We start from the raw sequence: 23332 nt of genomic DNA, 5'->3' as shown, positions 1-23332 counted from the left end.
GGAAGCCACGCGAGGCGTGGCTTCCGACCTCTCCCCGCAAAAGAGCGGGGAGAGGTTAGAAAAATTGCTACACCGCGCGCGCCTTCAGCACCGTCGCGGCCGAGGCGTAGCCGCCGCGGGCGCCGTCAATGAAGTGGACGTGGTCGGCGCGCATCACCGACGGAGTGAAACAGGTCATCATCGCGGCATCCTGCTCGTGCAGGCCATAACGCACGATGCCCTGCGCGGCTGCGGCGGCGAGGCGCTGCTCGATGTCGGAAGCGAGCTCCGGCGTGCAATCCAGGATCATGCGCAGGCCGTCGTCGAACTTGCGAAAGTCTGAATTCTCGACGACCTGCTGCAGATAACGTTTCGGCGCGAACTTGCCGACCGGGATGTTGAACCGCATCAGCGTATAGGCCCACAGCGTGAATGTGAGCACCACGGCGCGCCGCAGCGCGAGCGGGCCGCCGCGCCGTGCGCGCGCCTCGTACTCCATTCCCTGCGGCGGCCAGTGCAGCGGCGGGCCGCTGGCGGGCACCGGCCGGCCGGCATCGGGACTCTTCTCGACGCGGACGACGATATCCTCGATCACCTTGCGGAAGGACGCGGGATCGGCGTTCTTCGCCGGCAGCACCAGCACCGCGAGGATGACGCCGCGCGCGGACGGCATCACCTCGAAGCGGCAGGACAGGCCGGACAAATCGGGCTGCGTGCCCTGAGGCGCCGGATCGACCGCGAACGCGCCGCGCTTCATCGCAGCATCGGCGTAAGCAAGACCGCCGCCGGAGAACATCGCATAGGAGAGATTGGCCGACGGCCCGAAGCGCGCGACGCGGACATCGGCGCGCGCGGCACGGATCGCCGCCATCGGCACCAGCGCCACCCGCAGCACCAGATCGAGGTCGTCGTGCACCCAGCGCGCGGTCGCCGCAAGCGCCTCGCGCGCCTTGTCGAGATCTGCGGGCGCGACCGCAAAACTCGCACCGTCGCCGCCGAACACGAAGGGGAATTCGCGGCCCTCCAGCGCATTGGTGACGGCGGCGACCACCGCGGCGCCGGCCATGTTGACCGCCTTGTAGCGCTGCGCCGCGATCGCCTTGGTCGATTCCACGATATCGGCGACGCCGACCGTCCAGTCATCCGGCAACGGCGCATACAGCGCGGGGTCCATCAGCCGCGCGAAGCCGCGAAACACCGGAATGCCGCCGTAGAAGATATCGCTGCCGCCAGCCATCGCAACGCCGCGCCGTTTCCGCCCTGATGCGGGATTCTCTAGCAGATACGGCGCGGGTTGGGACCGGTTTTAGAAGCGTAGCCCGGATGGAGCGCAGCGAAATCCGGGAACCTCTCAAGCGGCGGGAGACCCCGGATTGCGCTCCGCTCCATCCGGGCTACGGTGACTGTCTCACGCCGCCTCGCCTGCCCTGCTCCACGGCGGAAACGGATCGCGCAGCCCGGCCCAGGCCTGCGGGTCCATGCCCGGTCTGCCGGTGACGAGGCAGGCATCGAGCCTGCGGCGGATGTCGTCCTCGTTCATGCCGGAGCCGATGAAGACCAGTTCCTGCCGGCGATCGCCGTAGAGATCGTTCCAGCTCCGCTGCATCATCAGCCGCCAGTCCGGATGATCCGGCCAGCGCTCGCGCGGGATCGCGGCCCACCACGAACCGAGCCCTTCGGTGCGGACGATCGCGCCGGCCTGGCTCAGCTCGCCGCACCAGTCAGGCCGCGTTGCGATCCAGAAATGGCCCTTGGCGCGGATCACCCCTTGCCAGCTCTCGCGCAGAAATCCGTGGAAGCGCAGCGGATCGAACGGGCGCCGCGCGCGGTAGACGAAGCTCGTGATGCCGTATTCCTCGGTCTCCGGCACATGCCCGGCAGAGCCGTAGAGCTCCTTGTGCCAGAGCGGATGCTGCTGCGCGCGCTCATAGGCGAAGCGGCCGGTGTCGAGCACGCGGTCGAACGGGACTTTTGCGAAATTCGCCTCGACGATGTCGGCCTCGGGATTGAGCGCGCGCACGATGGTGCGGGCGGCCTCGCGCGCGGCCTGCGTCGCGGCGTCGATCTTGTTCAGCACCACGACGTCGGCGAACTCGATCTGCTCGACCAGCAGGTCGACCAGCGTGCGCTTGTCGCCGTCGAGCGCTTCGCCGCGCTGGCTGAGGAAATCGGTCGAGGCGTAGTCTTTCAGGAGATTGGCGGCGTCGACCACCGTGACCATGGTGTCGAGCCGCGCGATGTCGGAGAGACTCTGGCCGTCTTCACCGCGAAACTCGAAGGTCGCGGCGACCGGCAGCGGCTCGGAAATGCCGGTCGATTCGATCAGGAGATAATCGAAGCGGCCGCTCTCGGCGAGCGCGCGCACCTCCTTCAGCAGATCGTCGCGCAGGGTGCAGCAGATGCAGCCATTGCTCATCTCGACCAGTTTCTCGTCAGTCCGGGACAGCTTCGCACCGCCATCGCGCACGAGGTCGGCGTCGATGTTCACCTCGCTCATGTCGTTCACAATCACCGCAACCTTCAGGCCGCGGCGGTTGTTCAGGACGTGGTTCAGCAAAGTGGTCTTTCCAGCCCCGAGGAAGCCGGACAAGATGGTGACGGGGGGTTTTTGCATCGAGATCAAACAGTTGCTGGAGGGATCGGCGGCGGCGGGACATCGGGCATTCGCTTGATGTTATGTTATAACATAACATCAATGAGGCGCGGCCTGTCAAGCGCCTAGGCGGCGCAGTCAGCCTGCCAGTTTTAGGAATGCGTAGCCCGGATGGAGCGCAGCGAAATCCGGGGCCGCGCTATCCACGGATGCACCTGTCCCGGATTGCGCTTCGCTCCATCCGGGCTACGGGCTCAGGATGACGGGTTCAGAGTTCGCGCTCTACTTCCCCAATCCGCGCAGCACGAGCTGGTTCATGCGGCCAGCGAACGCGGCGGGGTCGTCGGGCATCTCGCCGTCAAGGATCTGCGCCTGCTCGAACAGCAGCAGCGACAGGTCCTTCGCCTGCGCGGTATCGGTCGCGAGCGCCGCGACCAGCGGGTGGCGCAGGTTGATCTCGAGCACCGGCTTTGTGATCGCGCCGCGGTTCTGCTGGGCGAGCAGCCGCTCCAGCGCGCGGTCGCGCGCATCGCCGCCGGCAACGAGGCACGACGCGCTCGCGGTCAGCCGCTGCGAAGCTCGGACGTCGGAGACGCGCTCGCCGAGCGCGTCCTTGATCACGGCGATCGTGGTCGCCGCGTCGGCCGCGGGTTCGTCCTTCTTGTCGTCCTTGTCGTCGGCAAGCGGGATCAGGCCGAAATCGACATCGCCCTGGCTCAGCGACTTCAGCGGCTTGCCGCCGAAATCGAGCGGCGCCGAGGTCCAGAACGCATCGACCGGATCGGTCAGGAGCAGCACCTCGATGCCGCGGGCGCGCGCCGATTCCAGCTTCGGATTCGACTTCAGCCGCTCGACGCTGTCGCCGACCAGATAATAGATCTCGGTCTGGTTCGGCTTGAAGTCGTCGACAACCTGCTTCAGCGAGCGGTTCTCGCCCGACGTCGTGGTGAAGCGCGCCAGCGCCAGCAGCTTGTCGCGGCGCTCGAAATCCTCCCACAGGCCTTCCTTGATCACCGGGCCGAACGCGTCCCAGATCTTTGCAAAGGTCTCCGGCTCCTTCTCGCCGAGCGTCTCCAATTCACCGATCACGCGGCCGGTGACCGCCTTGCGGATCTGCACGAGCTGCGGATTGTTCTGCAGCATCTCGCGCGAGATGTTGAGCGGCAGATCCTCACTGTCGATCACGCCGCGAATGAAGCGCAAGTAAGCCGGCAGCAGTTCGGCATCGTCGGCGATGAAGACGCGGCGGACATAGAGCTTGACCTTGCCCTTGCGCTCGACCTGGAACAGGTCGAACGGCTTTTGCGACGGCGCAAACAGCAGCACGGCGTAGGACTGCCGGCCCTCGGCACGGTAATGCAGCGTCATCGCCGGCTCGTCGAACGCGCCGGCGATCTGCTTGTAGGCCTGCGCGTAGTCCTCCGGCGTGAGCTCGGATTTCGAGCGCTGCCACAGCGCGCTCGCCGAGTTGATCTGGCGCGGCTCGCCCTCTTCCGGCACCAGCAGGATCGGAAACTGGATGTTGTCGGAATATTCGCGGACGATGCGCTCGATCTCGTAGGCCTCGAGATATTTGGCAGCGTCCTTCTTCAGATGCAGCACGATCTCGGTGCCGCGCGCGACACGCTGGGCGGCCTCTTCGCCCGCCGGCGCGATCTCGAAGCCGCTGCCGCCTTCCGACGTCCACACCCACACCTCGTCCGAGCCGGCGCGGCGGCTGGTGACGACGATCTTCTCGGCGACCATGAAGGCGGCATAGAAGCCGACGCCGAACTGGCCGATCAGGTTGGCGCCGTCCTTGGCCTCGGTGAGCTTCGACAGGAACGATCTGGTGCCGGAGCGCGCAATGGTGCCGAGATTGTCGATCAGCTCCTGGCGCTCCATGCCGATGCCGGTATCGACCACGGCAAGCGTGTTGGCCGCCTTGTTCGGGACGATCCTGATCTCCGGCGGCGTGCCGTCGGTGATCAGGGACGGATTGGCGATCGCCTCGTAGCGCAGCTTGTCGCATGCGTCCGACGCGTTCGAGATCAACTCGCGCAGGAAGATATCGGTCTCGGAATAGACCGAATGCACCATCAGGTGCAGCAATTCGGCAACCTCGGCCTGGAACGGCTGGGATTCGGCAGCGGCAGTTGTGGTCATGCGGAAACTCGGACAATCGGTAAGGGGCGGGAAAGCCCTGATATAGCGCGATCGCGCCGCGTGGCAAGGTTGCCAAAAGCGGCCGGAACCGTCAGTCCGAGATCGCCGCGAGATAGCGCTGGACCGAGCGGTCGAACGCCACTTTGGCGTCGGAGGCAATGTTCTTGCCCCACCAGGCGCCGTAGATCCGATCATAGGCCAGCGGCTCGACCGCGCGCGCGAGGCGGCGGACCGCTGATGCATTGAGCGGGATATAGTTCGGGTAGGAATACATGAAGCTGACCGAGCGGCGGTCCATCGCCACCATCGCGATATCGCCGGTCAAGAGCGCGCCGCGCCCGTCGGCGCCCTTGCGCCAATGCAGCATGGTGGCGCCGGCAAAATGCCCGCCGCCGCGCACCAGCAGGATGTCGTCGGAGATGCGATGGCTGTCCCCCTGCCACGGCACGATCGACGGATAAGGCCGCGTCACCCATTGTGCATCGTCACCGTGCAGATAGACCGGGGCATTGTCGAACGCCGCGCTCCAGTCGGCGACCGCGCCATAATAATGCGGATGCGAGATCGCAAGCGCCTTCAGCCCGCCGAGCGATCTGACATGCGCGATCGCCTCGGCGGTTGCCAGCGGCACGCAGTCCCACATCACGCAGCCGCCGCGGTCCGGCACCAGCAGCGCGCGCTGCCCGATCGCAAAAGACGGCTCGAGCGCGATCCCGACGAGGCCGAGATCGTCGCGCCAGACCAGTCTGTGCCGCTCTGCGAGCTCCTCGCGCGTCAGCCACGCCTGCCCTTTCCAGTTCACATATTGCCGCTCGTCCTCGCAGATCGGGCAAGCCGGCGGTGGCGCCGCGGTTTCAGGAAATTGCGCGCCGCATTGTTCGCAGGTCCACAGAGGCATGGGCAGCGCCCTCGTTGCGATGAAGCTGGTCTGCTGATCTAGCGCCGCGGCAGCAGGTGTTCAATGCTTGCGACCCAGTTCCATCTGCATCTCCGCCGGTGCTACGCCGAACTTCCGGCGGAACGCGCGGTGGAAATAAGAGAGGTCGTTGAAGCCGGCCGTGTAGGCGATGTCGCTGACTTTGCGGCCGGCGCCCTCTTCGTGCAGCAGCAGCCGGCGCGCCAGCAGCAGTCGCTGCTCGAGGACGAACTCCGAGAATGTCGTTCCTGCGGACGCGAACAGGCGTTGCGCCTGGCGGGTGCTGAGCGCATTCGCCTTTGCTATGGCCTCGATCGTGAGCTTGCCGTTGTCGAGATTCTTCAGGACATCGGCCTTCATCAGATCGAGCCGCGCCTTCGCCACGCCGTCGCGTGCCGACAGCTGCTTTGTCTCGGCGCTGCTACCGAGAGCGAGTCCCACCAGGTCGGCGAGATGATGCGCCGCCGCCTGCTGGCCTGGCAGGTCGAGATCGCCGGCAAGCTCGGTGCAGAGCGTGGAATAGCGCTCGATCATCGCGCCCAGGGCCGGCTCGCGCCCGAGCACCCGCGCCAGCTGCGTCTCCGCCGAGGGCGCGATCTGGAGCAGCAGGCGCCGCGGAAACCGCGTCGTCGTAAAGCTGCCCGACCGGGTGAGATCGGCAGTGCCGACGATATTCATTTCGGTGAGGCACATCTGGCCGCGCTGAAGCTCGATCGCCTTGCCTGCCTGCGTGACCTGCACCGTGCCGCGCGTCGCGAAGATCAGGACAAGATCGTCGCAGCCGTCATTCAGAAGCGCGCGGGTGCGGGCGAAGCGGGCCGAGCCGCCGCGCGGCGTCGCGATAGCGACCGTATGCAGCAGCGTGAACTCGTTGTGGCAATCGATGCGGTTGTCGTCGGTCGGTCCGACGTCGAGCCGGCAGAAGCCGCGGCAAATCCCTTCGCGCCAGGCCTCATAGGCCGGCCCTTTCGCCAGCCCATGATGGAAGATCGAGAACCGGTTGGGCACCTGTGTCTCGGACATGATCCGTGCTCCGAACGCCCGATCGATCAAGGCTGACACGATCGCTCGCTTGCTGCCCGACACGCGCATGTCGTGTGCGCACGTCGTTCCTGTCCCTACGCTTGGCGCGACGGTCCACGACTCCGGCGCGGAGCCTGATACCACTGCGCCGATTGCCGGTAAAGCTATTCACGAGATGCAACCCTATGATGCGAAGTGCGAAGGCCGGGAATAAAACGGCGCAGCAGTTTCGCGACGCGGCGCTGCCGTGTCTCGACGATGCCTACGCGTTCGCCCAGGTCCTGATGCGAACCGAGGCGGACGCCGACCTGGCCGTGCAGGAATGCTATCGGCGCGCACTGCGCCGGTTCGACGGCGTTCGCGGCCCGGCCATCAGGCCGTGGCTGCTCGCGATCCTCAAAGCCGTCTGCCAGGAGAAACTCGGCCAAGAACTGGCCGGCGAGAATGCAGCGCCAGAACGGCGCGACAGCGCAACAATCCGGCAACTGGTCGCTGACCTGCCCGCGCCGCTCCGCGAAGTCATCGCCCTGCGCGAAATGATCGATCTCTCCTACAAGGAGATCGCCGAAGTCACCGGCATTCCCGTCACTACCGTGATGTCGCGCATCGCGGAGTCCCGCGCCCTGCTGCTCGCGACGCGGCGCGCGGCGAACAAGACCGCGCAGGTGAAGCCGGCAGGCGCCTCAAACTGGCGGTCTACCGCGCGAACGCCTGTTGAACCGCCGACGGCTCGGTGATGCCGTTCGCGATCAGGAGCTCGAGCAACACGCGCGCCTTCTGCGGGTTGAGATCGAGCGAGACCGCGAAGCCGAGCTTGTCGTCCTCGACCTCGACATTGCGGTTCACGAAGCCCGAGCCGACCCGGGTCGAGCGCACCACCACGACGCCCTGCTTCGCCGCGGCGGCCAGCGCATCGATCGCGCCCTTCGATGAATTGCCGTCGCCGACGCCGGCCAGCACGATGCCCTTGGCGCCGCGCTTGACCGCATCCTCGACCTCAGCGGCGTCCATGTTGGCGTGCGAATAGATGATGTCGACCCGCGGCAAGGGCGGCGCATCCGGCAATTTCAGCTTCGCACCCTTGGCCGGAACAGCCGGCTGCAGGAAGCGCAGCGCGCCGGTGTCGACATAGCCGACCGGCCCGGCGTCGGGCGAGCGGAAGGTCTCGACGCTGGTGGTATTGGTCTTCTGCACCCAGCGCGCGGCATGGATGGTGTCGTTGAGCACCACGAGCACGCCGCGGCCGCGGGATTCCGGGGCCGAGGCGACCCGCATCGCCTCGTAGAGATTGGCCGGACCGTCGGCGCCGATCGCGGTCGAGGGCCGCATCGATCCGACCAGCACGATCGGGACGTCGGTGTCGAGCACGTTTTGCAGGAAGAACGCGGTCTCCTCCATCGTGTCGGTGCCATGCGTGATGACGACGCCGTCGACCTCCTTGTTGTCGACGGCCGTGCGGATGCGCTTGACGAGGTCGAACCACACCACGTCGTTCATGTCCTGCGAGCCGATCGACGAGATCTGCTCGGCCGACATCTGGGCGAGCTTGTCGATGCCCGGGATCGCCGCGATCAGGTTGGCCGCACTGACCTTGCCTGAGTCATAGGCGTTGCCGGCGCGTGCGCTGGCCTGCCCCGCGATGGTGCCGCCGGTGCCGAGCACGAGCACGCGGGCCAGCGCGGTGCCGGTGGCCTGTTGTGCTGATACCGGCGAGGCAAGCCCGATCGTGAGGGCGACGGCAAGGCCGAGGAAGAGCCGAACGGAATAATTGGATTGAAACGAACGTGGCATGATCTTCTCCCCAAAGCGACAGGTCGCCAGTCCACAACTCGTGGTTTTGTCCCGCAACAAGTGGACAAAGTTGCGGCGGAAGATGCGATGGTCGGAAGCCGGGTTGAAGCGTTTAGTGAACTCCAAACGCGTTGCGCAGCTCGATCTCTGTCCCGACGGTTCGCCAGATCGAACGATCGACGAACAGCACCCGATCCTCGGCGTGGGCGAGCAGTCTTGCGATATCCAGCGCATGCAGGCGTGCATTGATGGTGTGCAGCACCGCGCCCATGCGGGGCACGGCGAGATAAAGCTCGAGGTGACGGTGCGAGTTCCAGGCCAGCGTGGCAACGCGCATGCCGTGCTCGACGCCGATCTCGGCGAGGAAGTTGGCGAGCTGGCCCGCGCGGCCGAGCAGCTCCGCATAGCTGATGACGTGGATGCGATTGCAATACCGCGTCGTCACCGTCTTGTTCGGATAGAGATCCGCGACCCGCTCCCTCACCAGATTGAGGGTGAGCGGGACCTGCTGCATCAAGCCTGCGAGCATGCCGTGTTCTCCGGAACTTCCGCAAAACCTTGACATCTGCCGGGAGGCGGCGCAACATTTTTCGAAGATTATTCGACTTTTGGTGCGCCATGCATTTTGAGCTTCCCGACGACCTCCGCGTTCTGCAAGGCCGGGTGCGTGAATTCGTGCGCAGCGAGCTGCAGCCGCACGATGTCGCCATCGAGGCAACCGGCAAGGTGCCGGACAGCGCCATCGCCGGCCTGCGCAGGATGGGATTGTTCGGCACCAACACGCCGAAGCAATTCGGCGGCCTCGGCCTCTCGATGCTGGGCAGCTGCATCGCGATCGAGGAGCTCGCGAAGGCCCACACCGCCTTCTACTATCTGAGCGGGGTCAACGTTCACATCGGCTCGAAGGCGATCGAGTTCTACGCCCAGCCGGCGGTTCGCGACCGATGGCTGCCGGAGCTCGCCAGCGGACGGGTGATCGGCGCGTTCGCGCTGACCGAGCCGAATGCCGGATCCGATGCCGCCCGGATCCAGACCCGGGCGCGGCGGGACGGCGATCATTACGTGCTCGACGGCCGCAAGACCTACATCACCAATGCGCCCGCAGCCGGCGTCTTCACGGTGTTCGCCACGCTCGATCCGTCCGCCGGCGCCAAGGGCATCGCGGCCTTTGTCGTCGACGCAAAGACGCCGGGCCTTGCCATCGGCCGCCTGGTCGAGATGGCTGCCGGACGCGGCTCGGAGCACGCCGAAGTGATCTTCGAGGATTGCCGTGTTCCGCGCGAGAATCTGCTGGGACAGGAGGGCGAAGGATTCGCCATCGCGATGCGGTGCCTGGATGCCGGGCGCACCCATTGGGGCGCCTATTGCGTCGGCGCGGCGAGCCAGCTGCTGGACTACGCTCTCGACCATGTCTCGGAGCGCGAGACGTTCGGACGCAAGCTGCGCGACCATCAGGGCCTCGAGTGGCAGATCGCCGACATGGCGAGTTCGCTGCATGCCGCGCGGCTTGTCGCCTATGAGGCAGCCTGGCGTTACGACCAGGGCGATGCCGCCGCCCGCACCGCCGCGGCAGCGCTCTCCAAATATACCGGCGCCGACATGGTGCAGCGCGTCGCCGACACGACCATGCAGCTGTTCGGCGGTGCCGGTTATTCAAGAGACCTGCCGATCGAGCGCATCTGGCGGGAAACGCGGGTGGTCCGCATTCTGGACGGCACCTCCGAGATCATGCGTCAGATCATCGCCCGCAACGCGTTCCGCACACATGAGCGGCGAAACGCGCCGGTCTGACCCACAGGCTTTACCGCTGTATCCCGTCGCAATAGCACTTGTGTTCCGATCCCGCTGCCTTACTGTTTTTACGGGGATGAGATTCCTGCTTTGACGCGTCTTCCTTGCGCGAACCGGTATCCAGTTCGCGCGAAAACGCTCTTGGAGACCACCGTGGCTTCGGGGACGACACTCAAGCTCAAGCAGCAACGCAGCCGCGACCGGCGCGAGCAGATCCTCACGGCGGCCACCAAGCTGTTCGGCCAAAAAGGCATCGACGGCACCTCGCTCACCGAGATCGCCGCCGCGGCGAAAGTACCGCTCTCCAGCATCTATGATTATTTCGAGGACAAGCGCGCGCTGGTGCTCGATGTGCCCGAAGGCAATTTCGAGGCGCTGTATCAGAAGACCGAGCCGCTGCTGGTCAAGGGTGGCGATCCCGTCGAGCAGCTCCGCATCATCTTCCTGACCAACTTCCAGTACATCAAGGACAACCCGAGCTGGGGCCGGGTATTCTTCCTAGAGATATGGCCGAGCGTGCTTGCCGCCGAGCCGCGGATCAAGAAGGCGGTCGACAGATACGCGCTGCGCTATGTGCAGCTGATCAAGCAGGCGAGCCGCGCCGGCACCTATCGCCGCAATCTCGATCCCTACACCGCGATGTCGCTGATGATGGGCGGAATGTGCCACCTCACCGCGGTCTGGCTGCTTTACGGCCGCAAATACGATCTGGTGAAGAAGGGCAAGGCGCTGTTCACCGCGCTGCACAACGGATTTGTGCAGCGTTAGCTGCGCCGGTGCGCGGCCGGTTCTCGCAGGCTCTCGTAGGATGGGTAGAGCGCAAGCGAAACCCATCATTCGTCAGGCCGGCACGGAGTGATGGGTTTCGCTTCGCTCTACCCATCCTACGCACCGCGTGGTTCGCGGCTTGAACGATTTGATCCAAATTCATCGTGGTTCGGCAGCGTTGACTGCCACCTTTCCGGAAACCAATACACAACCGTCGAAATCCTGCTCTAGTATGACGTCGTGGGCGACCCGCGACCGGACACGCGGGCACTCGGGATGGGAGCGTACCGATGGACGTCAAGGCTGTTCTGCCGCCGCGTGGCCGCGACTATCGCCTCGATCTGCTGCGCGGCTTTGCCAACTGGGCGATCTATCTCGATCACATCCCGAACAACGCGGTGAACTGGATCACGCAGAAGAATTTCGGCTTCAGCGACGCTGCCGATCTGTTCGTGTTCATCTCCGGCTACACCGCATCCTTCGTCTATGCGCGCATGATGCTCGAGCGCGGCACCGTGATCGGCGCCACCCGCCTGATCAAGCGCGCCTGGCAGATCTATGTCGCCCACGTCCTGCTGTTCGTGATCTATATCGCCGAGATCGGCTATCTCTCCCAGCGCTACCACGACCCGAACCTGCAGGACGAATTCAACGTCGCGGGCTTCATGCACAATCCGGCCGAGACGCTCTATCAGGGCCTGATCCTGGCGTTCAAACCGGCCAACATGGATGTGCTGCCGCTCTATATCGCGCTGATGCTGTGCTATCCGCTGGTGCTGTGGGCGATGCTGCGCAAGCTCAATCTGACGCTGCTGGCCTCGTTCCTGCTCTATCTCGCGGCGCGGCAATTCGGCTGGAACCTGCCGGCCTATCCGTCCGGCTCATGGTATTTCAATCCGTTCTGCTGGCAGTTCCTGTTCGTGTTCGGCGGCTGGTTCGCGCTCGGCGGCGCGAGCGAATCGATCACATTCATCCGCTCGCGCGCCTTCCTTTGGCTCGGCGGCGCCTATCTGCTGTTCGCGCTGGTCATGACCTTGGCGGGCCGCTTCCCGGAGCTCGGACAGGCGATGCCGGCCTGGCTCTATGACGCCTTCAATCCGAACGACAAGACCAACCTTGCGCCTTATCGCGTGCTGCACTTCATCGTCCTCGCCTTCTTCGTCACCCGCTTCCTGCCGCGCGAATGGCCCGGATATGAATGGCCGATCTTCCAGCCGATCATCAAATGCGGCCAGCAGTCGCTCGAAGTGTTCTGCACCGGCGTTTTCCTCGCGGTCATCGCGCATGTGCTGCTGGTCGAGGTCTCCGGCAGCATCTGGATGCAGATCGCGGTCAGCATCGTCGGCATCGTGCTGATGACCGCACTCGCCTATTACCGCTCCTGGTCGAAGAAGGTCGACAAGGCGCCGGCGAAGGCACCCGTAGCTGCGCAAACGCCCGTGGCCGCGCAGACGCCAGCCACCGCCAAGCCGGCGGAGTAAGGCCCCGCTTGATGCATGACGGCGCGCGGCCGAAGCCGCGCGCAACGCGCAAAGTAGCCTGCTATCTCGCCAGCGGCTTGCCGGCCGTCTCCGGCGCCAGGGCGATCAGCGGCAGGCCGACCACATAGATCAGCGACAGCATCGAAATCGCCAGCGGGAAGCTGCCGGTGCGGGCGGCGAGCGCGCCGATCAGGGTCGGGCCGGCGGCGCCGAGCACGCGGCCCATGCTGAAGGCAAAGCCGGAGCCCGAGCCGCGCAGCGCTGAAGGAAACATCTCCGGCAGCCAGATCGTGAACAGGCCGAACACGCCGTTGGTGAAGAAGCCGAGCACCGGCAGCAGCACCATGAACAGCGTCAGGCTGTCGAGCCATTCGATCGCGACCTCATAGGAGACCACGACGGAGATCAGCCCGCCTACGAAGAACAGCACCGCGGTGCGGCGCCGGCTGCCGAGCCAGGTAGTTAGCCATGGTACAAGGAGGCAGCCGATCAGCGTGCCGACATTGGTGATCAGGCCGGCCACCGCACCCATCTCCTGCGCATGCGCCGGCGTCGCGCCCGCGGCGACCAGCTTGGTCGAAATCACGGTGGGGGCCCAGAAGTTCGACGACCACAGGCCGAAGATGATGCAGGCCATCATCAGCGCCGCGGCCCAGGTGGCGCGCGCCTGGTCGCCGGCAAACAAGGCCGCGACCGACGGCTGCTCGCGCGCAGCGCTGCGCTCGGGTTCGGGAATGTTGCTGCGCAGATACGCGATCAACAGCGCGGGCAGAATGCCGAGCAGGAACATGCCGCGCCAGCCCAGCGTGCTGCCGATCGCAAGCGTCACGGCGGCGGCGAGGAACAGCCCGGTCGGCGTCGCCGTGTGCAGCCATCCGGCGAGCCGCACCCGCGTATTCTCCGGCACGGATTCCTGCAGCAGCGGCGTGCCCGCGGCCCATTCGCCGCCGATGCCGAAGCCGGCAACAAAGCGAAACAATCCGAACATCACGATACCGGTCGCAAGTCCGCACAGCGCCGTGAACAGCGAGTAGACCAGCACCGTCCAGCACATGATCCGGACCCGCCCGTAACGGTCTGCGGCCCAGCCCCAGACCATCGAGCAGGCCCAGCCCAGCATGAAGATCGAGAACAACAGCCCGCCATAGATGCCGATATTGGCCTTGCTCGGCTCGATGCCGCTGGCCGGCAGCAATTCGCTCAACGCGCCGACCAGGATGTAGGCGTACATCGACGAATCGAAGCCATCGAGCATCCAGCCGAACCAGGTCGCCCAAAACACTTTTCGCGGCGACACTGCGCCAGGCGCCGCGACCGACGGCGCTACGGCATCAACGATGCTCTCAGTCATGTTTCCTCGCACGTTTTTTGTGCGGCGGACTATGCCGAGGTTTGCGCGTCGAGACACCACCGGCAAACGGGACGGAGGTATCCGGCACAAGAATAGCGACGCCGATCACATCGGCGTCACCGCGAACGCTCGCTCCTTCTACGAAGGACGCGCGGAACGCCGGAATATGTAGAAAGCGATGACGACAAGCGGCACGACAAGTGCGAGCCAGGAGGCCTGGTCCCAGATGCCGTCGCCGAGCAGCGCCGAGACCAGCCCGAGCGCGATAACGGCAAAGATCAATGCCGGCGCCAGGAAGATTTGCGCGATCAACGCCTCGCTGCCGACATCAGGATCGCTCCGCGGCATGCGCGTGAGCGGGGATAAAATCCGTGAAACCTTCGATTTTTGGCGGATGCCTTCGACAACGCGAGCCTTGCAAGCAGGGATCACTCCCGTTTGGATCGCGAAGAATGTAGGAAATGAATGCGTCGTAGTTGAACTCAGACATCGAGTTCGACGGGCTGAGAGTTCGACGGGCTGATTGAATAAGAGCGGGTCCGAACCGGGCCGGATCGCGCAGCTGAACGGGAGCTGGTTCGAAAAAATCTACATCAGACACGCGAGCTAAACACGTTGTAGTGGCCTGATCAATCTTCATCTCGCATGGCGAGCATCAGCATTGTCCACCTCCCGGCCGTGCCTGGGGATGATGGTGCGGTTCGCTCGACGCGGCGCGATCAGCTTGTTAAGCCGCCTCTCCGCAAGGGCAATTTGAGTCGGGACATGACCGTAGCGATCGAGATGGGACAAACGACGGCCGGCGCTTCGGCGGCCATCGACCTCGAGGAGCTATTGGCGACACGCCTCCTGGTGCAGGGCAATTCGGGTTCCGGCAAATCCCATCTGCTGCGCCGGCTATTGGAACAGAGCGCCCCCTGGGTGCAGCAGACCATCATCGATCCCGAAGGTGATTTCGTCACCCTGGCCGAGCGATTCGGCCACCTCGTCATCGACGCGGAGGACCACACCGAACGCAGCCTGCAGGTCGCCGGCGAGCGCGTGCGTATCCATCGCGTCTCCACGGTGCTCAATCTCGAAGGGCTCGACGCCGAGAACCAGATGCGGCGCGCCGCAGCCTTCCTCGGCGGGCTGTTCGACGTCGCCCGCGACCACTGGTATCCGATGCTGGTGGTGGTGGACGAGGCGCAGCTGTTCGCGCCGGCGGTCGCTGGCGAGGTGTCCGACGAGGCGCGCAAGCTTTCGCTCGGCGCGATGACCAATCTGATGTGCCGCGGCCGCAAGCGCGGGCTTGCCGGGATCATCGCAACCCAGCGGCTGGCGAAGCTCGCCAAGAATGTCGCGGCCGAAGCGTCGAACTTCCTGATGGGCCGCACCTTCCTCGATATCGACATGGCGCGCGCCGCCGACCTGCTCGGCATGGAACGGCGGCAGGCGGAAGCCTTCCGCGACCTCGAGCGCGGGCAGTTCATGGCGCTGGGACCTGCACTCTCCCGCCGTCCGCTGGGCTTGCGCATCGGTCCGACCGACACCCAACCGCGCAATGCGGCGCCGCGGTTGATGCCGCTGCCTGAAGCCGCACTGGAGGACGCGCGCGCGATCATCCTCGCCGCTCCCCCGCCGGAAACGGCGCGGCCGCAGCGCCGGGTGCCGTCGCCGGACCTGCTCAGCCAGTTGATGGCCGCCAAGCAGCCGGCAGCGGAGCCAGATCCCGAAGCCGCGGAGCCGCCGCCGAGCGCCGAGCAATTGGCCGAGCGGCGGGAACGGCTGGACCGTATCCTGCGCGCCATCCTCGCCGAGCCCGACGCCGGCTTCCGCGCCATCGGCGTGCTCTATCAGGAGTTCGTGGTCCGCTGCCGGATCGAGGGTCTTGGTGCCGTTGTGCCGGAGCTGACCGATTTCCGCCGGATGCTGACGCGCGCCCGCGCCGGGCTCGGCGCCGATGTCGCGGACGACGACGCCTGGCAGGACGTCTCGCTGCGCGCCGCGCTGCTGCCCGAGGACATGCAGGGCGTCTTCATGATGATCGCGCGCGCCGCGAAAGAGGGCTGGCCTTGCCCGAGCGATGCCGCGATCGCTCGCGCCTACGGCACGCATTCGCTGCGCCGCGCCCGGCATCTTCTGACCTACATCGAGGAACAAGGCCTGATCGTCTGCCAGCTCGATGGTGCCGGCCGGCGGATCGTGACCCTCGTCGAGCTCGCCTGGGCCACGGCCGCGGCCGACCCGAATGTGGACGACCAGGCGGCGGAAGCAGCCTGTAACGGCTCGTCGCTGTGATCAGGTACTGAGCAACCAGGCGTTAGATGTCGCGCGGCGTCGCGGAAGCGCTGCAAGACAAGAAAAAGGCCCGCCAGGAGGCGGGCCTTTCATCTTTGCCGGTTGATCGATTTTGGTTGCGGAGGGCCCGCAATGGGCCCTCCACAGCCGCCCTATCTCAAGCCCTTACGCATGCTGTGGCTGCGCAAGCTGACTGACTTGCATCGCCGGCGGATCGACGACCGAGGTACCGCCATGGCCGTCGCTCGAGGCCGTGAATGTGGAAGCCATGTAGTTGCCCAGCAGCGCAATGCTGGCGGTGACAGTGCCGTCCGTCACCGTGAGCGTTCCGCCCGAGGCGTTTCCGGTGAAGGTCGGCGTTTGAACGTTCGCGAAATTGATATTCGCGAAATCGATCGTGTCTGAACCGGACATCCCGGCGACAGTTCCGGTGAAGCTACCGGAATTGTCGAGCTTCAGCGTCCCCGTGCTGCCCAGGAACGTAACGGCCGCGTTCGAAGCGCCCGTCAATTCCAGGGTGGTGCCCGCTGCGATGGTGGCGCTGCTGGGGCTCTCTCCCGTTACGTTGAAAGGCTGCCAGACACCCCACGCACTGCCATCATACGCCCGGATCCAGAGTTGGTCGGTGCCGGAGCCGGCCTGATAGGTCGTCTGGGCAAGTTGTGCCGAAGTGACGTCGATCTCCGTATTCGCAGACTGGTTCACGCCGTTGACGTTCCAACGCCCGTTCGTGTTGGAATCCCATAACGCATATTTCGTTATGGTATCGCCATCCGCGTCCGTCGCGCTGACCAGGCTCGAAGCCGCGAAGACCTGCCCCGAGACCGTCGTGACGTTCGAGACCGCGACCGTCGGCGCCTGATTCGTTGCAGTGGCCGTGAAGCTCTTCCAGGAACTCCACATGCTGCCGTCATTGGCCCGCACCCAGAGCGTATCCGATGGCGAGCCTCCGGGGCCGAACACGTAGCTCACCTGTGACAGGTTCGCCGCGCTCACATCGATCTCGGTGTTGGCGGCCTGGGCGACACCGTTCACCACCCAGTGGCCGTTTCCGCCGGTGTCCCAGAACGCGTACTGGGTGATCGTATCGTTGCCGACACCATCACAAACTATCAGGTGTGGGATTCGACGGCGGATGCGAGCAGCGGGCACTGGGTGGTCGGGGGAGTCGCCCAAGGCACCAATGCCGCCATCAATGTCACGGCAGCTCAACTTTCGAGCACAAGCTTTCAAAGCGGCTCGGGTTCGGACGATCTCTGGGTGAGGGCTTACGACGGCTTTGTCTGGGGGGCGTGGAAGGAATTTCACGTCACCGCGCCGGTTGACAGCGCTCCGTTCGTGACCGCGTCCGACTTCCATGCGACGGCCAATCAGAGCGTGGCCGCCTTGAGCCTGTTTTCAGTCGCGGATGCCGACGGCGACAGTATCGCACAATATCAACTCTGGGATTCGACGCCGTCGGCAAGCAGCGGCCACTGGAGCATTGGCGGGAATACGCAGCCCACCGGCACCGCCATCAACGTCAGCGCGGCCCAAATTGCGAGTACGACATTCCAGGGCGGTACCGTGCCTGACGACCTCTGGGTTCGCGCCAGCGATGGCATCAGCTGGAGTGCGTGGCACGAATTCCATTTCATCGTCTAGGGAGCGGCCCGCGTTGCGGAAACGCCGTGATCTGCGCCCAATCGGTCGACGACACGAGGCCCGATTGTCCTCCCAAAGCAAAAATGGCCCGCGAAATGCGGGCCATTTTGTCGGAACCGGTTGGTCCGGACTTGGTTGCGGGGAGGCGCAACACCCGATTATTGCGATTGATTGAACAGGAGCTTCCTAAGCTTGCTGCATAACTGATTCGGACCCGGCCGCTGATTAAGAGTCAGCCGCAGGTTGAGAAAAATCAATGACTTACTGGTCGCATCACTGGACCGGCCGAAGCTGGGGATTCGTCGCACGGCTCGAGCGGTAGCTAATCCCGCTCATCACGTCGCATTTGCGTTGGCCGCAAAACTTGGCACCTAGGGGTCGAGCTCCTCCTGCTCCAACACCCTTGCGGCTTCGCTGCGGAGCCAGCGCGCCGCTGTCCAATTTCGTCTGAACGCATTGATAGCCTTTCAAGCCTCTTCTGCTACTGCAGCGGCGATCCAACGGCCAAGGCGAGTTCCGCATTCATCTGATGCAGTCGATACGAGTCCCGAAAGCATCCTCGAGGTGCGCGGCTCCTCAACCCGCCGGCATCGATATCGCCCCAATGATACACCTGCGTATCAGTTTAAGCATTGACAAGCCATAGAGAGCTCGGGGCACACCAGAATTGGTGGACAGCTTGGCCCATCCTTCTTGCTGACGAGTTGGCGGCCCTCGCACGTCGTGGGGTCGCTCCGCGCACCATTCTCAAGCGGAACGGGGGGCTGATCGTGGAAGCGGACTGGCCGATCCAAGGCCAGTCAGAAACGATGCAGCTGCGCATCGGCTATTCCCCGCTTCATCCCTTCTTCCGGCCTGCGGTTGCTGCTCCGGGTGAAAATTCGGAGCGGCGCCAAAATCCCTTCACCCGGGAGTTGTGCCTCCTCACGCAGGAAGCCGGCCAATGGGATTCGAACCAGCTTGCTGGCGGACTTCATGGCAGCAACTCGTCAAGCGCCTCTGCCGGCGTCTTCCAGCGTAAGGCCTTTCTCGGTCGAGCATTGAGGGCTGATGCCACGGGGCCATTTCCGCACCCTGGTCCCAGGTCAGCGAACGGCGAAGCTCTTCGGGCAAAGTAATGATGGTGCGCGTAATCGCGTCGCGTACGGCTTCGGCCCCGTGTCCGGCGAGCGCCGGGCCGTTCTTCATGCGCGGCTTCTCGCCATGCCCTGCGAGCCGAGGAAGATGAAGCAGCATCGTGAAGCGCGTGGAACACTCCACCAACGTACCGATGGCCGAACTGCCAAGCCCAAGGATGAGATCCCCCTCCCAGTGACCTGGCACCGCGCGATCGGCTGTTTCGGCGGGGCGTTCGCTGATCATAATCTCTGGTGAGACAAAGCCTTGGCCTCGTCGGCGCACGCGCGCTCTGGGCACTCTTAACACGCGCCCAGTTCGCAAGCAGGCCGTCAGTTCACGGCGCAACGCGCCCCGGCTCTGAACAAGAGGGCCTGATAGATGACTTCGTGGCTGACGCGCATCGCCTTGTCGTCCGGGAAGTCGATCGGCAAGCGTCGAGCAATCTGCTCCGGACTCCAGGCCCTGGCCCATTGTCGATCCTTTCGCGGGCCGTGTCGACGGCCCTTCCACGGAACGGCGGGGGCCAGGAACGGGAGCGCCGCTAGACGTCATGACGACTCCGGCCAGTCTCTGCTCCACATAAGTGCGCTAGGTTGTGTTGAGTGCAAGCTTGGTGGGTTTGGGCCGACGGGCCGATCGCTCGGCGTGCCATTAGGCTGTCGATGCACGATACTCCAAGCCGCCGCTGCGCGTCGCGGCGTTACGTCGTAACTCACGCGAGATGGTCGAGGCAGATCGACCAAGACGGCGCCCAATCTCACGCCTCGAGAGGCCCTGAACGCGAAGAATGCGATCTCCTCGCGTTCTGCAAAAGAGAGATACCGCCCGGACGGCGGCTTGGCTGAAGATCTGAACGTCGCTGGTGGCATTCCCCCTGCCTTTCGGAACAATCTGGTTCCCACAGGCTGCGACATACCAGCTGTTAGCGCAGCATCCTCGCTGGTCATTCCCTGTGCAATCCCCAACCAGAATCGTTGAAGTTCAGATCGCCCCGCAACTGACGGCCGTCCCGGGGACGGTAACGGCGCCCGTCCAGATCGCAGTGATCGTCGCTTTCGAATGGCCGAGCGTGAACTCGGCGTCCGGAATACGCGACCGGCACCTACGCATATAAGTAGGTGTAGGGCTCGGATTGCTGTGTCAGGTTGGCAGAGCTTGGTCGCTTTTGAATGACCCTCCTGAGCACCAAGCCTCGTCCTATGGGACCGTGCGGGCGGTCCGTCAGCGGCGGCAGTCGCCCGCACGTTTCGATGTCCTTTAGGAGGCTTGGAGCTGGGTAATGCGCAGCGACCTAGCGTACGTTGTATGCGTCATTTTGATGGGACTAGGCCCTCGCGATCATAGCGATCGCCATGCTTATGCAATAAGGCCCGGGGCCGATGTAGCGTTCAGCCCGTTCAAAGGGCAAGGACGCCCTTCCGGGAGTCACATGCAGGCTTTCCGACCTAGCGCGGGATCAGGCCCTTCAAGATGGCTTCCGCGCGGATAGAGACGGCCGTGTAGTGCTGTGCGGCCTTGATGGACTATACAGCCCCGGATCGGTTTCCGCGATGTAGGGATCAGATAGAAGGCGCTGGAGCCCGCTTCCGGCGCCATGCCTGCACCCGGCGAAGCCGCGACAGCACAGAAAGCCGTCCTTCGACCCTGATCCGCTTCTCACTCGTCACACGTCCGCTCCTCATGAGGTTGCGAGCCTAGCTCAATGTGCGGTGCGGAGGGAAGGGCTCCCGGAATGCTACGGACGCCAGCTGACCTCACGAGCGTTCGATGGGTCCGGATTTGCAAGGCTCAGCAGCTCATAGCTGACAACTTACGGGAGCACAGCAAGATGGATGGTTGGTTGGTGACGGTCGCTGTCTTCAAGGAAGACGGCGACGATGACGAAGAATTCAGGCACATAACTTACGTCGTTGCTGCCGCTGACCCGGCGGAAGCAGTGAAGCTGACCGTAAAAGACAGCGGCGCGAAGGCCGCAATCCTCAACTGCCCCATCGAGGAGGAGCAATTGCTAAGACTTGGCGTGAAGCCCGGCGAGCTTCTCGTTATACACGATGGCGAGTTCGATCCGATCATCTCGCGCCATCGTCGTCACTAAGCGCTCCACGTCCGATCTTGATCAGTTGCGTCGAGTTCATGACATTGTCGTTCGGAAGCCGCCGCTCGCACGAGCAGTCAATCTGCACAAGGTATGAAAGCGCGCCGTTTGCTTGTCTCCGCAATGTGGCCGCCTGGCACGCTGATTGCTGAACCATGATTGCTTGGTCGCTTATTGATTGAGTGAGGGCCAAGTCTACGCATCGTAACTCGTGCGGGCGGTCGTCAGCAGCCGCCCGCACGCTTTTTCATAGCGCTACGCGCTGCTTTGTGAATGGCACGCGAGTTGCTGAGAGACGCTGCGGCTTGGCTCCTCATACTTCACGCAACCCCATGAGATAGCCGAGCCTCTTTGTTGGCGCAACTCGCGCGGGTGGTTCCTCCAGCCGCCCGCGCGTTTTTCGCGCGAAAAGCCGTAAGGTCATACCATGACCCGTGAAGAGGCTAAGGAAACTGTTGCAATGAACAGGCTCAAATTCGTCCCTGCATTCGTGGCCGCTATTCGCTCTGCCGATCCTGACAAGCTCGCCGCACTTCGCAAGACCATCCGTGAGCGCGGAAGCCCTGACGAGTTCATACTGGCGAGCACAGAACTCAATCGCAAACATCCGACTTACGCTCTTTAGACTGCTAGGATCATCTCCGACGCGGCACATGAGGAGAAGCGCTAATGAGCATCCACCCAGCCTCCGGAAGTCACACCATTCTCATTGCAGACGCGGCCGTATCGGTCGTTAAGGTGGCTTGCACAGCATGGCGGCTGTACGTGCGAGCCGACAGAGAAGGCCCAAGCAATTGGACTGGGATGAAGGCAAAGAGATCGGCCAGAAACGCGAGGCCAGCGCGATGGCCGGCCCCATCAATCTCCGATCGCTTGATGGTTTCAACGGAATTACGAGGTCAGCCGACATGTCACCGCTCATCCTCATTGTGGCTTCGACGCACCTCAGCATCTTAGCCACCGTCAACATCGCTGCTCGGCCATCAAAGACTTTAGATGAGTGTCGAAGGATTGGTGAGCTAGCGATAGAAGTCGCGACCGCGAAGCCCAGCCGCTCCGCGTCCTATATCTGCCATGACACTACGCGAGAACAGAGTTTAACGGGTGTACTAGGCGTGGTTGCCTACGTTTCGCAAGAGGACGGTAAAATAACGATCCTTGAGGGCTACATGGCGACGATGTCTGACTGCAAAGTTGCCGGAATGGCGGCAACCGCGAGCAAGGCTGTTCCCGGCGTTAGAACCCGGGCTTGGGCTTGCTACGATCTCGGCATCTTTGAACAATGATGCGATGAGCGTTTCTAATCTTCGCGCGTGTAGCGTACGCGCTGCATCACCTTCAGGAGTTGTCGGAACGTCGCGACCAACGCGAGCACGCTATCGGCAATCCGTATCCCGTGCGACTTTCCGGATGTGCGGAGCACGTCCGGCTTTCCGTAGGGCCTGCGGCTTGCCCGTGGTACGTGGTGTGTTGCGGCTCATTATGCGGCCCTCGCCTTTCTCGGACGTTTCGCATCCCGAGTAAGTTTGAGCCCGAGCAATTCGAACACCCGGCGCGAGATGGATTCTTGCGCCTCGCGTAGCTCCACCGACCGCAGCACGGCCAATTCGCCGATCTAGCGCCCGCTGATGCCGGGCACGGCGTGGCCTAGCAAAACGCTGGACAGAATTTCGGGCACGCCCAGCGCGGTCGCCAGCGATTTGTAAGAATGCCGAGGGCTCCGCGCCAGCTCCCGTCGCTACCACCGCCCAACCGGGCAAATCCAACAGCCGGGGCGAACTCAAGACCGGATAAAACTTGGGGACAAGGTCATCGGTAGCGAGACTGTGTCGGAAGATATGGACGCCGCGGTGGGCGCAACCTTCGATTCCAACGCGATCGAGAGCGGCCTTGGCGATCATGGTGATCGCGCATCCGGAAGCAAAGCCGACGTGTGGCGCGAGTGTGCGGACGAATAGCCGCCGGCAACGACGACTTTGGGCGGCCATTGCGCAGATATGCAACGATAGCCGCGCCAATGTCTGGCGGTATATCGGCATTCGTGCACGCTGTCGGCCCTTGGCGCGAACGAGTATCTCGCTGGCGCGCCAGTCGATATCGTCGACGGTGAGCGTCGCAACCTCGTTGGCCCGCAGGCCGAGCTTGGCCAGCAACAACAGAATGGCGTAGTCGCGCCGTCCCGTCACCGTCTCTCGGTCGCAACCGTCGAGAGCCTTCCGCACCTGAGCAGCAGGCAGATAGGTCGGTAGAGTTGCGAGCTTCCATCGGCGCATCGATGGAACGCAATCCGCCAACGGGCGCGCGTTCAGCCCCCGATGGTGGAGGTAACGGAGAAAGGCACGCAACGACCAGCACA

At 64.0% G+C, this 23332-nt stretch carries 20 protein-coding genes and 2 pseudogenes; 9 read left to right on the top strand and 13 right to left on the bottom strand.

Features of this window, described 5'->3' with window-relative positions; translation table 11 throughout:
- Positions 1 to 67: 67 nt before the first annotated feature.
- The 5 genes from I6F38_RS29215 to I6F38_RS29195 form a co-directional block, all read right to left on the bottom strand.
- Positions 68 to 1216, bottom strand: coding sequence for a DUF3095 domain-containing protein (locus I6F38_RS29215; protein WP_225162820.1), 1149 nt, complete (start codon positions 1214 to 1216; stop codon positions 68 to 70).
- A 171-nt stretch (positions 1217 to 1387) separates the two neighbouring features.
- Entirely contained in the window at positions 1388 to 2593 is a 1206-nt protein-coding gene (gene zigA / locus I6F38_RS29210; RefSeq protein ID WP_225162819.1) for a zinc metallochaperone GTPase ZigA, read from the bottom strand.
- A gap of 261 nt (positions 2594 to 2854) precedes the next feature.
- A complete protein-coding gene (gene htpG / locus I6F38_RS29205; RefSeq protein ID WP_225162818.1) occupies positions 2855 to 4717 on the bottom strand; it encodes a molecular chaperone HtpG in 1863 nt (620 codons plus the stop codon).
- A 91-nt stretch (positions 4718 to 4808) separates the two neighbouring features.
- Positions 4809 to 5615 (bottom strand): MBL fold metallo-hydrolase, encoded by an 807-nt coding sequence (locus tag I6F38_RS29200; protein ID WP_225162817.1) that lies wholly within the window; start codon positions 5613 to 5615, stop codon positions 4809 to 4811.
- A 60-nt stretch (positions 5616 to 5675) separates the two neighbouring features.
- Complete coding sequence (locus I6F38_RS29195) at positions 5676 to 6656, bottom strand: AraC family transcriptional regulator (RefSeq protein ID WP_225162816.1); 981 nt, start codon at positions 6654 to 6656, stop codon at positions 5676 to 5678.
- A gap of 185 nt (positions 6657 to 6841) precedes the next feature.
- Between I6F38_RS29195 and I6F38_RS29190 the strand changes: the two genes are divergently transcribed.
- Entirely contained in the window at positions 6842 to 7393 is a 552-nt protein-coding gene (locus tag I6F38_RS29190; RefSeq protein ID WP_346657142.1) for a sigma factor-like helix-turn-helix DNA-binding protein, read from the top strand.
- Here I6F38_RS29190 and I6F38_RS29185 read toward each other — a convergent pair.
- Together I6F38_RS29185 and I6F38_RS29180 are read right to left on the bottom strand one after the other, a co-directional pair.
- Positions 7353 to 8447 (bottom strand): asparaginase, encoded by a 1095-nt coding sequence (locus I6F38_RS29185; RefSeq protein ID WP_225162815.1) that lies wholly within the window; start codon positions 8445 to 8447, stop codon positions 7353 to 7355. The two genes, I6F38_RS29190 and I6F38_RS29185, sit on opposite strands and share 41 nt — an antisense overlap.
- A 112-nt stretch (positions 8448 to 8559) precedes the next feature.
- Positions 8560 to 8976 (bottom strand): AMP-binding protein, encoded by a 417-nt coding sequence (locus I6F38_RS29180; protein ID WP_225162814.1) that lies wholly within the window; start codon positions 8974 to 8976, stop codon positions 8560 to 8562.
- 89 nt (positions 8977 to 9065) lie between these two features.
- On the opposite strand from I6F38_RS29180, the gene I6F38_RS29175 reads away from it, so the two are divergent.
- The 3 genes from I6F38_RS29175 (at position 9066) to I6F38_RS29165 (ending at position 12487) form a co-directional block, all read left to right on the top strand.
- On the top strand, positions 9066 to 10238 hold the full coding sequence (locus I6F38_RS29175) for an acyl-CoA dehydrogenase family protein (RefSeq protein WP_225162813.1): 1173 nt from the start codon (positions 9066 to 9068) through the stop codon (positions 10236 to 10238).
- Between the two features lie 153 nt (positions 10239 to 10391).
- Positions 10392 to 11006, top strand: a complete 615-nt coding sequence (locus tag I6F38_RS29170; RefSeq protein ID WP_225162812.1) for a TetR/AcrR family transcriptional regulator — start codon at positions 10392 to 10394, stop codon at positions 11004 to 11006.
- Positions 11007 to 11296: 290 nt separating this feature from the next.
- On the top strand, positions 11297 to 12487 hold the full coding sequence (locus tag I6F38_RS29165; RefSeq protein WP_225162811.1) for an OpgC domain-containing protein: 1191 nt from the start codon (positions 11297 to 11299) through the stop codon (positions 12485 to 12487).
- Between the two features lie 61 nt (positions 12488 to 12548).
- Here the strand turns inward: I6F38_RS29165 and I6F38_RS29160 are convergent, their stop codons facing one another.
- Entirely contained in the window at positions 12549 to 13838 is a 1290-nt protein-coding gene (locus I6F38_RS29160) for an MFS transporter (RefSeq protein ID WP_225162810.1), read from the bottom strand.
- Between the two features lie 138 nt (positions 13839 to 13976).
- Positions 13977 to 14186 (bottom strand): hypothetical protein, encoded by a 210-nt coding sequence (locus I6F38_RS29155; protein WP_225162809.1) that lies wholly within the window; start codon positions 14184 to 14186, stop codon positions 13977 to 13979.
- A gap of 417 nt (positions 14187 to 14603) precedes the next feature.
- On the opposite strand from I6F38_RS29155, the gene I6F38_RS29150 reads away from it, so the two are divergent.
- Positions 14604 to 16118, top strand: a complete 1515-nt coding sequence (locus I6F38_RS29150; RefSeq protein WP_225162808.1) for an ATP-binding protein — start codon at positions 14604 to 14606, stop codon at positions 16116 to 16118.
- 165 nt (positions 16119 to 16283) lie between these two features.
- Here the strand turns inward: I6F38_RS29150 and I6F38_RS29145 are convergent, their stop codons facing one another.
- Positions 16284 to 17156, bottom strand: coding sequence for a hypothetical protein (locus I6F38_RS29145; RefSeq protein ID WP_225162807.1), 873 nt, complete (start codon positions 17154 to 17156; stop codon positions 16284 to 16286).
- Positions 17157 to 17159: 3 nt separating this feature from the next.
- Between I6F38_RS29145 and I6F38_RS29140 the strand changes: the two genes are divergently transcribed.
- Positions 17160 to 17762 carry a hypothetical protein gene (locus tag I6F38_RS29140; protein ID WP_225162806.1) on the top strand — a complete coding sequence of 201 codons (603 nt, stop codon included), beginning with the start codon at positions 17160 to 17162 and terminating at the stop codon, positions 17760 to 17762.
- Between the two features lie 800 nt (positions 17763 to 18562).
- On the opposite strand, the gene I6F38_RS29135 is transcribed toward I6F38_RS29140, so the two are convergent.
- The gene (locus I6F38_RS29135) at positions 18563 to 18739 is read right to left on the bottom strand and encodes a hypothetical protein (RefSeq protein ID WP_225162805.1); all 177 of its coding nucleotides are present in this window, start codon (positions 18737 to 18739) and stop codon (positions 18563 to 18565) included.
- A pseudogene (locus tag I6F38_RS29130) lies at positions 18736 to 19750 on the bottom strand (IS30 family transposase). Before I6F38_RS29130 ends, I6F38_RS29135 begins: the two are co-directional and overlap by 4 nt.
- A gap of 959 nt (positions 19751 to 20709) precedes the next feature.
- Here I6F38_RS29130 and I6F38_RS29125 point away from each other — a divergent pair.
- The 3 genes from I6F38_RS29125 (at position 20710) to I6F38_RS29115 (ending at position 22262) form a co-directional block, all read left to right on the top strand.
- Complete coding sequence (locus tag I6F38_RS29125) at positions 20710 to 20976, top strand: hypothetical protein (RefSeq protein ID WP_225162804.1); 267 nt, start codon at positions 20710 to 20712, stop codon at positions 20974 to 20976.
- Between the two features lie 427 nt (positions 20977 to 21403).
- Complete coding sequence (locus I6F38_RS29120) at positions 21404 to 21601, top strand: hypothetical protein (protein WP_225162803.1); 198 nt, start codon at positions 21404 to 21406, stop codon at positions 21599 to 21601.
- Positions 21602 to 21770: 169 nt separating this feature from the next.
- The gene (locus tag I6F38_RS29115; protein ID WP_225162802.1) at positions 21771 to 22262 is read left to right on the top strand and encodes a hypothetical protein; all 492 of its coding nucleotides are present in this window, start codon (positions 21771 to 21773) and stop codon (positions 22260 to 22262) included.
- Between the two features lie 90 nt (positions 22263 to 22352).
- Here the strand turns inward: I6F38_RS29115 and I6F38_RS29110 are convergent.
- Positions 22353 to 23204, bottom strand: a pseudogene (locus I6F38_RS29110) (tyrosine-type recombinase/integrase); the annotation flags it as partial.
- Positions 23205 to 23332 lie beyond the last annotated feature (128 nt).

Origin of the sequence: Bradyrhizobium sp. BRP56 (assembly GCF_020194035.1) — a bacterium.
GTDB lineage: Bacteria > Pseudomonadota > Alphaproteobacteria > Rhizobiales > Xanthobacteraceae > Bradyrhizobium > Bradyrhizobium australafricanum.
This window is presented reverse-complemented; position numbering and strand designations above follow the sequence as displayed.